Genomic DNA, 12,935 nt, shown 5'->3' with positions numbered 1-12,935 from the left:
ATGTGAACATAGAAAGAATAAAAAGCGAACAGCACCGATTTTAGGCAGGCTTCCGTTCAGCATTGGGCTCTGTGAAAACACCGATATTTTTTTGAAAATGCAATGAAAGCAAGCACGGCGGTTTGTAGCGGGAGGACTTTCTGAGGTATGATGAGGAAGAAAAGCGGAGCGGGCGAAAATCACGCTTCGGTATCGTACGAAGGAGGGAATGCGGAATGAGTCTCAATGTAACGCAGCAGGCTGTCGACTGGTACAAGAAGGAGCTGGGACTGCAATCGGGCGATTATATCCGTTTTTATGCCAGATACAGCAATACCAGCGATATTCATCCGGGGTTCTCGCTCGGCATCGCGACCGAAACGCCGAACAATCCGGGATTGTCGCAGTCGGCGGAAGGCATCACGTTCTACATGGAGGAAAAAGACCTCTGGTATCTCGACGGTTATCGGCTTAACGTGACCTATCTGCCGGAACACGACGATATTTTGTACGCTTACGAACGGGAATAAGGACGCCGACGCGGCAGTGGCTTGACGGACAGAGGCAAAGCGCGGAAAATGCGCCGCTCGTCCGAACGGCCGACGAAAAAAGACGAACGAAACGGCATAGCCGATTCGTTCGTCTTTTTGTTGTTTTGCCGGCTCCGATTACAAGTGCGCCGTGCCTTCCAGCGCAAACTCGAAATCGTCGATATCGAACACCTGCACCGGGACGGCCGCCGAGATGATCCGCTGGATCATCTCGAGCTGGTCGGTCAGGACGGGAGCTTCTTCTTTAAGCGAAGCAAGCAGCACCTCGGTCTCGATCGGATCGAACAATTCGCCGTAATGGGCGTTGTCGACCGCATTGACGATGGTGAGCTTAATCTGGTCGCCGAGCAGAATCGGGGCGCTTTTCGCCCACGGAACCGACAGCGCCTTCTGAATCTTTTTCTTGTTCAGCGGCTCTTCGAAATAAGCGATCAGCTCTTTGACTTTTTCTTTGACGTATTGGTCGTCGCCCGGCTCGTTCATGAGCGGTTCGGAACCTTCTTCGAATTCGTAAAGTTCCAGTACGGTCGTGTACGGAACGATATATTCGACCGGACGGTTCACCGAGAGCAGCTGCCCGTAAATGGCGACCATGACGGCTTCAATGACGAAACGTTGAGACATAAGCAGCGGTCCTCCTAGCGGCCCGGCCATCAACGTGCGATCGGCCCGACCAAATCCTGTATGTGGGAAGTATAGCACAAGCGGACGGCGAAATCAGCCTTTTGCGGACTTTTCCCCCGCATTTGCCCGCTTGGCGATATGAGCGGCGATCAGACCGCCGTGAAGACGTCCGCTCTCGATAAACACTTCGTTGGCGTTGCGCCCGGAAGCGATAACGCCGGCCACGTAAAGTCCGGGCACGCCCGTCTCCATCGTGTCGGGATCGAACACCGGCTTGTCGAGATCGTCCGACATCTCCGCTCCCGCCTCGGTCAGCAGCTTGCGGTCGGGACGGAAGCCCGTCATGGCGAGCACGAAGTCGTTTTTGATGCGCGACTCGTTTTCCGGTCCCTTCACGATTACATAGTCCTCCCCGATCTCGCTCAGTTGGGAACCGAGATGCAGCGTAATCTTGCCTTTGGCGACCATGCCTTCAAACAGCGGGCGAACCCACGGCTTGATATGCTGGGAAATTTCCGTCCGGCGGTAGACCATATCGATCTTGGCGCCGACGCGGATCAGCTCCAATGCCGCGTCCACGGCAGAGTTGCTGCCTCCGACGATCGCCACGTTCATGCCCGCGTAAGGATGGGCTTCGCGGAAATAATGCGTGACTTTGTCTTTTTCCTCTCCGGGTATGCCCAATTCGTTCGGGTGGTCGAAGTATCCCGTCGAGACGACGACGCTTCCCGCTTCGTATTGACGGACATTGCCTGCCCGGTCCCGCGTATCGACCCGGAACGAGCCGTCCGGCTGCGGCTTTACGGATAGCGCTTCTTCGTACGAGGAGATGCGCAGATCGTAATGCTTGGCCACCTGGCGGTAATAGGCGAGGGCTTCGTGACGGAACGGCTTTTCGTTCGGCGAAGTGAAAGGCACGCCGCCGATTTCCAGCAGTTCGGCCGTGCTGAAAAACTGCATATTGGTCGGATACAGATAAATCGAGTGAACCACGTTATGCTTTTCGATAATCCGGACGGAGAGGCCGCGGCGTCCGCACTCGATGGCGGCGGACAATCCGCACGGGCCCGCGCCGATGATCAGAACGTCTTCTTTTTCCATAATGTTCGTTCTTTCCCCCTTGAAATGTGTCGCTTTCTGCATATGCGGCCGTACGCGTCGCGCGAACGGCGCTCCTTTCCATTATCTCGCAAAGCCGCCGCTTCGTCCAACGGACAGGCAAGGCTTCGCCGGGCAGGAAGAAAAAAGCTTGACATCCTTTTTTTATCTTCGCTAGAATAACCTTTAGAATCAATGGCAGATGCCGACGAGAGGAGAGATGAGATATGCGCAATTCGAATTCGATTGTCCACACATGTCGCACGCTCTCCCCTCTTCCGGCTCGGCAAACGGATTGCACCTGTTTTTGATCTTCTTTAGAAGAAGGCGGGCAGGCCGCATTTCGCGGCGGGCGCCGGCGGAATGCAGCCTGCTTGCAAGCTCGGACGAACGTCGGGGCCGCCGCGATCGGCGCGCGCCGCGTTCGTCCCGACGCGAGCCCGGCAGCCGGGGAGAGTTCTCTCCCCGGCTTTTTTTGCGTCCGTTTTGCGGATTCGGGAAACGGGGAGAGAGTCGGTAGGTCTCAGCAGCACCTGCTAAAAATCTCACTTTCCGGAGGAATCCATGAATAACTTAAACAACGAAAACGCGGCGGGCCAAATACGGACGAATCAAACGGCAGAGAACGATACGAAAACGAGCCAAACCGAAACGAAGCATCTTCCTGTGTCGGCAGCTATTCCGGGGTTCCCGGAATCCTACGGTTGGGACGCCGGTTGGCAGGAGACTTGGATAAAATCCGGTTATGCGGATTCCGGCTCGGTCCCAGTACGAATGACGGCCGACTTCGGACGTCAGTTCAAAGTGGCGGCGGCAGAAGGCGAATACGCGGCGGAGATCAGCGGACGGCTGCGCCATTCGGCGGAGGCGGGGGCGGAACTGCCTGCCGTCGGCGATTGGTTGGCGGCCGAACTGCTGCCCGGCGAAAAAAGGGCGCGCATCCACGGCGTGCTGCCGCGCCGAAGCAAAATTTCCCGCAAAGCGGCGGGAACGCCGGTACGGGAGCAGATTATCGCAACCAACGTCGATACGCTGTTCCTGGTAACCTCTCTCAATTTCGATCTGAATATCCGCAGGTTGGAGCGCTATTTGATCATGGCTTGGAACGCGGGCGCGCAGCCCGTCATCCTGTTGAGCAAGGCCGATCTGAGCGAGGCCGGCTTCAGGGAAAGGGCGGCGGCCGAAGTGTCTCTTGCGGCGCCCGGCGTGCCGGTTCATATCGTCAGTGCGCAGACCGGTGAGGGCATGGAAGAAGTCGCCGCCTACTTTTCGGGCGGCCGAAGCTGCGCGCTGGCGGGGACGTCGGGCTGCGGCAAATCGACGCTGACCAACCGGCTGGCCGGAGGGGAACTGCAGCGGACCAGCGGAATTCGGGAAGACGACAGCAGGGGGCGTCATACGACCACCCACCGGCAAATGTTTCCCATTTCGGGAGGCGGAGTGCTGATCGACACGCCCGGCATGCGGGAACTTCAGCTTTGGGAAGGCGAAGAAGACGGGATGTCGGGCACGTTTGCCGATATCGAGGCCTTGGCCGAACGCTGCCGGTTCCGCGACTGTACGCATGAACGCGAAGAAGGCTGTGCCGTAAAGGAAGCGCTCGGCAGCGGCGAATTGGATGCCGGACGGCTGGCCGGCTACCGGAAGACCCAGCGCGAGCTCGCTTTTCTCGAACGCAAAGAAAAAAGCCGATCCTCGGCCGGCCGCGGTGCCGGAAGCGGCAAGCGGGATCGGAAGGAACGGCGCAGCAAAAATTGGTTGGATGAAGATTGAGAGAAAAGCGTTTTTCAGAAAGCGGACGGGGCCAGCACTTTCTCCAGGGGAGAGGCGGCTCTGCCCGCTTCTTTTCGCGGCGTTCGGCGTTCGGCGGCAGCCGTCGCGGGAACGGGCGTGTCGGCTGCCGCGGTCTTCGGCGCATAGGCGGAAGGGTCGGCCTTGAAAGCGGCGGCCATGTCCAGGAAACGATCGAACAGCGGATTGCTGTCGGTCGGCCCCGGCGCAGCTTCGGGATGGAATTGGACCGAGAAAGCCGGCGCGGTCTTATGCTTCAGCCCTTCGATGCTGCCGTCGTTGTTGTTGAGATGGGTAACTTCGAGCTCGGTTGCGTTCAGGCTGTCGGCGAGAACGGAATAGCTGTGATTCTGCGAAGTGATAAGGCAGCGTCCCGAAGCCAGTTCTTTGACGGGATGGTTGGCACCGCGGTGTCCGAATTTCAGCTTGGTCGTGTCCGCGCCCGAAGCGAGCGCGAACAGCTGGTGGCCGAGGCAGATGCCGAACAGGGGAAGCTGCCCGATCAGCTGGCGTACGGTATCGATCGCTTCCGGCACGTCTTTCGGGTCTCCGGGACCGTTCGACAGCAGCACGCCGTCGGGATTGAAGCGGCGGATATCCGCGACGCTTGCATCGTGCGGCACGACGATCACGTCGCAGCCGCGGTTTCCCAGTTCCCGCACAATGCCGGCTTTGCTTCCGTAGTCGACGACGACGATTCGCTGACCGGTCCCCGGGACTCGGTAGGCTCGCGGCGTCGAGACTCGGCTGACCTGATCGCGAAGAAGGGAAGTCGCGGCAAGCTGCTCCAACATTTCTTCCGCGCTGGCCGAGCCCGTCGTAATCAACCCGCGGAGCGTGCCCTGGTTGCGCAGACGGCGGGTCAGCATACGGGTATCGATGTTGGCGATGCCGGGGATGTCGTATTCCTTCAGCAGCGTGTCCAGATCGTATTCGGAACGCCAGTTGCTGGGTGCCGTCTCGCAGCGGCGTACCGCGAATCCGTGAATCCAGGGGCGGATCGCTTCGAAGTCTTCGCGGTTGATGCCGTAATTGCCGATCAACGGCTGGGTCATCGTCACGATCTGCCCGCAGTAAGAAGGATCGGACAGCACTTCCTGATATCCCGTAATTCCCGTGTTGAATACGACTTCGCCGGTCACCTGGCTGCTGCTGCCGAACGAAGTTCCCGTAAATACCGTTCCGTCTTCCAAAATCAGTCTGGCCTTCATGCCGTTTCCCTCCCTAAGCTGCTTTCTGTACGTGGCCCCGCAGGCTCCGTCAAGCTTGTTTAATTAAATATACAACAATAAGAATAAATATGCAAATCAGTCCTGAAAAAAACGGGCTTTCGCCCGCTTTCTTCCGGCAGCGCCGCGAACCGTCTTTCAGTGCCCGAGACTGAATGCGGCCTGCCGATCGGGAGTCTTCCATTCGTCCTGCCAAGCGTTTTGCGCCATTTCGCCGACTTCCATGTAACGATCCGTTTCGCAGTCGTATTCGACGAGAAAACTTTGTGGCTGCGCGCATGCCGTGCACATCGTGCTGCCTTCCAGCAGCAGACGTCCGGGTTCCTTGGCCAGCACTTTCATCCAGGCGACGGCGCCGCTGATGTAACGCGCTCCGTCGGGGCTGAAGGCGCCGGTACATTCGAAAGTTCGGAAACAGTGAATGCAGGTACAGCTCTTTTTCATAAACATGACCGAACCTCCTCATCCAAGTTTTTTTTGTGCTGCGTACCGATTTTAGACTTGACAAATAATTACCACGGGCTTTTTTATTGAAACGCTTTTGCGAAATTAACGGCTAAATCTCTTTGCGTTTTTTAATTCGGCGGCAAAAGCGATCGGAACGGGTATTAATAAAAGATGGCAGCAGCCCGCAAAAAGGAGTGACCGAACGTCATGAAAACAAAAATGCATGTATGCAAGGGCGATAAAGTCCGGTTGGACCGCATCGCTACATCGTACGGCCCGGAAGAACGTCCGGACGAATCGGAGATCAAAAACAAGAAGAAAAAGCTTAACCGCAAGCTTGAACATCTCCAGGAGAAACTTTTCGCTTCGCGCAGCCGCGCCGTGCTTTTCGTCTTTCAAGGGATGGACTGCAGCGGCAAGGACGGCACGATCAACCACGTTTTTTCCGAAGTGAATCCGCAGGGCGTACTGACGCACAGCTTCAAAGCGCCGACCGACGAAGAGCTGAACCATGATTATCTTTGGCGGGCGCATCGGCACGTTCCCGAGCTCGGCTATATCGGAGCCTTCAACCGTTCCTACTATGAAGACGTGCTGATCACGAGAGTGCACGGCACGATCGAGGACGGCAAAGCCCGGAAGCGTTTTGGCCAGATTAACGATTTCGAGAAAATGCTGACGGAAAACGGCGTGACGGTCGTGAAGATTTTTTTGCATATTTCAAAAAAGTTCCAGCTCGACAAACTGACTGCGCGAATCGAGAACCCTCATAAAAATTGGAAGTTCGATCCGAGCGATCTCGCCGAGCGCAAACACTGGGACAAATATCAGGCCTGCTACGAAGACGTGCTGACGGAATGCGCCAGCGAAAAGCTGCCTTGGCATGTCGTTCCGGCCGACGATCGTTCGATGCGGGATCTCGCCGTCCTGCAAATCGCGGTCGACACGTTGGAAAAGCTCGACTTGTCGTTCCCGCCGCCGGTGCCCGAACTGCAAAACCTGCTGCCGCAGCTGCATGAAGAACGGGAATCGGAAGCCGGACGCCGCGGCTAAACCCGAAGCGGAAGGCGAAGAGGGACTGCGAAGCGCATCTTCGCCTTCGGTTTTCGGTCCGATTTAACCCGGCGGTTTTGGTAGTGACCGAAGCGTCGAAACAGCCCGGAAAAGCGAACGCTTACATCTCGATGCCGATACAGGGAAAAATTTAGCAAGTAACGTGCCGAATAAATTGAACTCGCTAGCAAAAAGCGGTACAATCGAGAAGTAAACGCTTTGTTCACTAATTTGTAAAAAAGTATTCGACTGGAATCGGCTTTTGCAAACACAAGACGGAGGGTGGCAGCGATGACGAAACAAACTTCGAACACGCATGAGCCATGGGAAAAGTATTACGGTCCGAACCTCGGATACGTACAGGAGCAATATGAACGTTATCAGGAGGACCCGGCATCGGTGGAACCTTCCTATCGGGAGCTGTTCGAACGCTTCGGCGCACCGCCGCAGCATCGCGCTTCGGAAGCCTCGGCTCCTTTTGGAACAGGAGGACCGGCGTTTGATTCGCAATCATTAAAGAAAGCGGTTGCAGCAAGCAAGCTGGTGTGGAACATCCGGACTTACGGCCATTTGGCGGCAGACATCGATCCGATCGGATTGGACGAAAAACCCCAAGTATCGTTCTTGGAACCGAAAGAAGTCGGATTGACGGAACAGGATCTGGCATCCCTTCCGGCTTCCTTGATTTGGGACGACGCGCCGGAAGACGTGAAAACGGGGCTCGACGCGATCCGCAGACTGCGGGAAGTGTACACGGGAACGACCGCTTACGAATTTTCGCATGTGCATGACGAGAAAGAACGCGAATGGCTGAATCAGCGCGCCGAGCGTCAGCCTTCCTCTAAAGAGCTGTCTCCCGAAGAACGCAAAGCGCTCCTGGAGCGTCTCGTGCAGGTGGAACAGTTCGAAGAATTCCTGCACCGTACATTCGTCGGCCAAAAGCGTTTCTCCATTGAAGGCATCGACATGCTGGTGCCGGTCATGGACGAGCTGGCTCGCGGATTCTCGAACGCGGGCGCGGAACACGTGCTGATGGGCATGGCCCACCGCGGACGCCTGAACGTGCTGGCGCACGTGCTCGGCAAGCCGTACGGACGAATCTTCTCCGAGTTCCACCATGCGCCGAACAAGGATCTGATGCCGTCGGAAGGTTCGATGGGGATCAACTTCGGCTGGACGGGGGACGTCAAATACCATCTCGGCGAAAAGCGGGAAATCGGCGGCGAAGGCAGAACTACGCGCCTGACGCTGGCCAACAACCCGAGCCACCTGGAATATGTCGACCCTGTCGTCGAAGGCTTCGCGCGCGCGGCGCAGGAAGACCGGAGCGAACCGGGGTATCCGAAACAGAATACGAACAGCGCGGCGGCGATTCTCGTGCACGGCGACGCGGCATTCCCGGGAGAAGGCGTGGTGGCGGAAACGCTCAACTTCAACCAGCTTCCGGGCTATCAGAACGGCGGGACGGTACATATCATTGCCAACAACCGTCTGGGGTTTACGACCGAAAGCGGCGATTCCCGTTCTACGCACTACGCGAGCGACTTGGCGAAAGGGTACGAAATTCCGGTCGTGCACGTCAACGCGGACGATCCGGAAGCCTGCATCGCGGCGGCGCGCCTGGCGTGCGAATACCGGATGACGTTCAAAAAAGACTTCCTGATCGACCTCATCGGTTACCGCCGTTACGGCCATAACGAAACCGACGATCCGGAAACGACCCAACCGCTGATCTACAAAAAGGTCAGAGCGCACGAAACCGCCGCTTCGATCTTTTCGAAAAAACTGCATAAAAGCGGTTTGATCGGCGAAAACGGCCTTGAAGAGCTGCGCGCGAAAATCACGGCTGTCTTCAAGGAAGAATACGAGCAGATGAAGAACGGCAAGCAGGGCGAAAGCCACCCGTTCCCGTTCGCGTCGAACATCGACGAGACGCCGCTGGAATCGGTGCGTACTTCCGTCGAACTGGACAAGCTGCGTGCGATCAACGAAAATCTGCTCAAGCGTCCGGAGACGTTCAACGTCTATCCGAAGCTGGAGCGCATCCTGCAGCGCCGCTCGAACACTTTGGACGAAGGGGAAAAGGTGGACTGGGGCCAAGCCGAGACGCTTGCGTTCGCCACTATCCTCTCGGACGGCACGCCGATCCGCATCAGCGGGCAGGATGCCGAACGCGCCACATTCGCGCATCGGAACTTGGTGCTGCACGATTCGCAGACGGGAGAAACCTACTGCCCGCTGCACGCGCTGCCGGAAGCCAAAGCTTCGTTCGCCATTCACAACAGTCCGCTCTCCGAGGCGTCGGTAATCGGATTCGAATACGGATATAACGTCTTTTCTCCGCAGACGATGGTCATCTGGGAAGCGCAGTACGGCGACTTTGCCAACGCGGGTCAAGTGCTGCTCGATCAGTTCGTCATGCCGGGGCGTTCCAAATGGGCGCAGAAATCGAGTCTGATCATGCTCCTGCCTCACGGTTACGAAGGACAGGGGCCTGAACACTCCAGCGCAAGACTGGAACGTTATCTGCAGCTGGCCGGCGAAAACAACTGTACGGTCGTCAGCTTGACGAGCGCCGCCCAGTACTTCCATCTGCTTCGCCGCCAGGCGGCGATGACGAATCGCGAAGACGCCAAGCCTCTGGTCGTGATGTCGCCTAAGAGTCTGATCCGCAATCCGCGCGTCGCTTCGCCGGCATCCGACTTTACGGACGGAAGCTTCAAAGCGACGCTGGAGCAGCGCGGCCTCGGCGCTTCGCCGGATAAGGTAACGAGAGTGCTGCTCGCCAGCGGCAAGATCGCGGTCGAACTCGAGGACGCGATCGAAAAAGACGGCGATTCCGACTGGAGCTGGCTGCACATCCTGAGAGTCGAACAGCTCTATCCGTTCCCGGCACGCGAAGTGTCCGAATTCCTGGAGCGCTTCGAGAACCTGGAAGAAATCTACTGGGTTCAGGAAGAGCCGAACAATATGGGAGCTTGGCGCTATATCGAACCGAATATTCGGGCGGTCGCGCCGAAGGGCATCGAAGTGACGTACACCGGAAGACCGGAGCGCTCCAGTCCGGCGAGCGGCTACCAGCATATCCATACTTTCGAACAGCAGAAGATCATCCAAACGGCCCTGGGCCAAAATACGTCCAAAAAAAATCAAATGAGTTTGGGGAGGTAGCGCTGTGAGCGACATCAAAGTACCGGAAATGGGAGAATCCGTAACCGAAGGCACGATTCTGCGCTGGACGGTAGCGGAAGGTGAAGCTGTCCAGCAGGGAGACGTGCTGCTGGAGCTGGAAACGGATAAAGTCAACCTGGAAGTGAGCGCGGAATCGAGCGGTCTGCTCGAAACCCGCCTGCGCCAGGAAGGGGATACGGTTCAAGTGGGCGAGGTCATCGGAAGAATCCGAACGGGAGATGCCGCTTCTTCGACAACGGGGAGCGCTTCCACGTCGCTTGGCGAAGAGCGCCCTGCGGCCGCGCCCGAAGCCGCCGCTCCGGCAGCGTCGCTGCCGCAAAGCCCTAAGGCAGCCGAGGCGGTCAGCCCGCCTCCGGCCGAAAGCGGCGACTCCGCGGCCAAAGCTTCGCCTGCCGCGCGCAAACTCGCGCGCGAACGCGGAGTCGAGCTCGGCAGCGTGCCGAGCAGCGATCCGATCGGCCGCGTCTATTCCGGCGACGTGAAGTCGTTCGCCGAGGGCGGCTCGGCCGCCCAATCCCAACCGGCTTCGCAGCAGCCGGCCCAATCGGCTCCGCAGCCTGCGGCATCCGCGCCTAAAGCGCCGGCGCAGGCACCGTCGGCAGGCGACCCGCTGAAGCCGGTCGAACGCCAGCGCATGTCGCGCCGCCGCCAGACGATCGCGACTCGTCTCGTCGAGGCGCAGCAGACTGCCGCGATGCTCACGACATTCAACGAAGTCGACATGACGGCGATCCTGGATGTACGCAAGCGCCGCAAAGACAATTTCAAACAAAAATTCGATGTAAACCTCGGCTTTATGTCGTTCTTCACGAAAGCGGTCGTGGGCGCGCTCAAAGCGTTCCCGGCCGTCAATGCGGAGATCGACGGCGACGAAGTCGTGTATAAGAAGTTTTACGATATCGGCATCGCCGTATCCGCCAAGGAAGGTCTTGTCGTGCCGGTCGTGCGCGACGCCGATCGCCTGGGATTCGCGGAAATCGAGAAATCGATCGCGGGGCTGGCCACGAAGGCGCGCAATAATCAGCTGGCGCTGTCGGATCTTCAGGGAGGAACGTTCACGATCACGAACGGCGGCGTCTTCGGTTCGCTGCTGTCCACGCCGATTTTGAACGCGCCTCAGGTCGGCATTCTGGGCATGCACAAGATTCAACTGCGCCCGGTGGCGATCGATGCGGAACGGATGGAGAATCGTCCGATGATGTACATCGCGCTTTCGTACGATCACCGCATTATCGACGGTTCGGAAGCGGTCAGCTTCCTCGTCAAAGTCAAAGAACTGCTGGAAGATCCGGAAAGCCTGCTGATCGAAAGCTAAACGAAATTCCGCTGCTGCTGTTCGGGCGCGGATATCGCGATCGAATGGAGGAAAGCCGGTCATCACGAAAAACCCGCTCGGGGCATCCCTTCGAGCGGGTTTTTCGCGTGCTTTTTGAGTTTAACGGTCTTACCGAATATCCGGAGGCGTGAACTTGCTGCTTCGATAGAATCGATACATATGAATCGTCACGATCTTGACCACCATATAGGCAGGAATAACGATCAAAATGGCGATGAAGCCGCCGATGGCACCGCCGCCCAGCAGGAGGAAAACGGTGGTAAGCGGATGAATATCGAGCGCCGAACCGTAAATGACCGGAGAGAGCAAATTGTTGCGCAGCATCTGTCCCAGCGCAATCACGACAATAATCCAGATGACCGAAGCGGGGGAATCGATGAATCCGACGATGACGACCGGAATCGCCCCGAGATAGACGCCGATATAAGGAATCATGTCCGTCACGATGATGAACAGAACAAGCAGAAGCGGATAAGGAACCCCCACGATCAAGAAGCCGATCAAATCGAAAATGCCGACGCAGGCCGCAAGCAGGACTCGTCCCACAATGAAGCCGCTCAGAGCCGAATCGATATCCATCGCCATATCGCGAAAAGTGGGACGGTATTTTACCGAAACGGTACGAAGCAGAAAAGCATATCCCTTGCGATCGTCTTTTAGCATAAAATACAAAATCATCGGCACGGTCGAGACAACGAGGAAAACCCATGCGACGACCGAGAGAGCGCTTGTTAGCGAGTTGCTGGCCGAATTAAGGAAGTTCTCCAAGTAACCGGACAGCTGCTGAGGAAGGTCGATTCCCACGTCGATATCGTTAATTCGGGTTCCCCAAATTTCCTGTTCCTGAACATGCCGCATAAGCAGTTGAAGCTGATTCGAAAAGTTTTGAGCCAGCATCGGAAGATTATCGGAAAAATTAAGAAACTGCGAGCGGAGAATCGGCCATACCCAAATGGAAAAGCCGGCAAAAACGCCTACGGCAGCCGCATACAGCAGAAGAATGGACCAAGGACGTTTGATTTTCCAATCGTTTAATCGGCGAATTACCGGTCGGAACAAGTAATACAGAAAAAGCGACACCACGATCGGGAAGAAAATCAGGCTGAAAGCGGCTTTTAAAGGAGCCAAAATTCCGGGAATCTTCGTCAATAGAAATAAAATGAGCAAAACAAAAATAATATGTAAGCTGGTTCGGGTAAAACGGTCGGGCTTGAACATGGAAGCCTCCTTCGAAGGAAATGGGAATTTAAAGGGTTTTTAAAAAGAAAGCGTTTCAATTATGCGGAATCTGGCTTATTACTATAAAGAACCGCCCTCACGGTTCAAAAAGATACGTCTTTTTCATTATACCCAAAGAGAGTGACTTAGACGTCAGGCCTGTCGACAGCCGCAACGAAAAGAGATGATTTAAAAGGAATATTAATTTTTTGAGAAAAAAGCTTGCGCACTCATGCGATACGTGTTAACCTATAAACCTAGTCGCGAAACGCAAGCTTGCTTGGTTGAACGATTGGGATAATGAGTTTGTTCCTTGAAAACTGAACAGTAAGTGAGTCAGGAACGAAAACCGCTGACCCCTTCGGGCAAAGCGATTTGAGTTCCCGCGACAAGCGACAATCTTTTAAAAGGTTTAGC

At 56.5% G+C, this 12,935-nt stretch carries 10 protein-coding genes; 5 read left to right on the top strand and 5 right to left on the bottom strand.

What is annotated here, in order from left to right:
• Positions 1 to 215: 215 nt before the first annotated feature.
• Positions 216 to 509, top strand: coding sequence for a HesB/YadR/YfhF family protein (locus GYN08_RS08805; protein WP_166273856.1), 294 nt, complete (start codon positions 216 to 218; stop codon positions 507 to 509).
• A gap of 138 nt (positions 510 to 647) precedes the next feature.
• Here the strand turns inward: GYN08_RS08805 and GYN08_RS08800 are convergent, their stop codons facing one another.
• Both GYN08_RS08800 and GYN08_RS08795 read right to left on the bottom strand, forming a co-directional pair.
• Entirely contained in the window at positions 648 to 1,154 is a 507-nt protein-coding gene (locus GYN08_RS08800) for an ADP-heptose synthase (protein ID WP_166273855.1), read from the bottom strand.
• A 93-nt stretch (positions 1,155 to 1,247) separates the two neighbouring features.
• Positions 1,248 to 2,255 (bottom strand): YpdA family putative bacillithiol disulfide reductase, encoded by a 1,008-nt coding sequence (locus tag GYN08_RS08795; RefSeq protein WP_166273854.1) that lies wholly within the window; start codon positions 2,253 to 2,255, stop codon positions 1,248 to 1,250.
• Between the two features lie 771 nt (positions 2,256 to 3,026).
• Between GYN08_RS08795 and rsgA the strand changes: the two genes are divergently transcribed.
• Positions 3,027 to 4,025, top strand: a complete 999-nt coding sequence (gene rsgA / locus GYN08_RS08790; RefSeq protein ID WP_166274416.1) for a ribosome small subunit-dependent GTPase A — start codon at positions 3,027 to 3,029, stop codon at positions 4,023 to 4,025.
• Positions 4,026 to 4,039: 14 nt separating this feature from the next.
• Here rsgA and GYN08_RS08785 read toward each other — a convergent pair whose 3' ends face one another.
• The gene (locus GYN08_RS08785) at positions 4,040 to 5,254 is read right to left on the bottom strand and encodes a carbamoyl phosphate synthase small subunit (protein WP_166273853.1); all 1,215 of its coding nucleotides are present in this window, start codon (positions 5,252 to 5,254) and stop codon (positions 4,040 to 4,042) included.
• Between the two features lie 156 nt (positions 5,255 to 5,410).
• Complete coding sequence (locus GYN08_RS08780) at positions 5,411 to 5,722, bottom strand: hypothetical protein (RefSeq protein ID WP_166273852.1); 312 nt, start codon at positions 5,720 to 5,722, stop codon at positions 5,411 to 5,413.
• A gap of 204 nt (positions 5,723 to 5,926) precedes the next feature.
• Between GYN08_RS08780 and GYN08_RS08775 the strand changes: the two genes are divergently transcribed.
• The 3 genes from GYN08_RS08775 (at position 5,927) to odhB (ending at position 11,279) form a co-directional block, all read left to right on the top strand.
• Complete coding sequence (locus tag GYN08_RS08775) at positions 5,927 to 6,772, top strand: PPK2 family polyphosphate kinase (protein ID WP_166273851.1); 846 nt, start codon at positions 5,927 to 5,929, stop codon at positions 6,770 to 6,772.
• Between the two features lie 291 nt (positions 6,773 to 7,063).
• On the top strand, positions 7,064 to 9,943 hold the full coding sequence (locus tag GYN08_RS08770) for a 2-oxoglutarate dehydrogenase E1 component (protein ID WP_166273850.1): 2,880 nt from the start codon (positions 7,064 to 7,066) through the stop codon (positions 9,941 to 9,943).
• Positions 9,944 to 9,947: 4 nt separating this feature from the next.
• Positions 9,948 to 11,279 carry a 2-oxoglutarate dehydrogenase complex dihydrolipoyllysine-residue succinyltransferase gene (odhB, locus tag GYN08_RS08765; protein WP_166273849.1) on the top strand — a complete coding sequence of 444 codons (1,332 nt, stop codon included), beginning with the start codon at positions 9,948 to 9,950 and terminating at the stop codon, positions 11,277 to 11,279.
• A gap of 129 nt (positions 11,280 to 11,408) precedes the next feature.
• On the opposite strand, the gene GYN08_RS08760 is transcribed toward odhB, so the two are convergent.
• Complete coding sequence (locus GYN08_RS08760) at positions 11,409 to 12,518, bottom strand: AI-2E family transporter (protein ID WP_166273848.1); 1,110 nt, start codon at positions 12,516 to 12,518, stop codon at positions 11,409 to 11,411.
• Positions 12,519 to 12,935: the final 417 nt, after the last annotated feature.

Origin of the sequence: Saccharibacillus alkalitolerans (assembly GCF_011090185.1) — a bacterium.
GTDB classification, from domain to species: Bacteria; Bacillota; Bacilli; order Paenibacillales; family Paenibacillaceae; genus Saccharibacillus; species Saccharibacillus alkalitolerans.
This window is presented reverse-complemented; position numbering and strand designations above follow the sequence as displayed.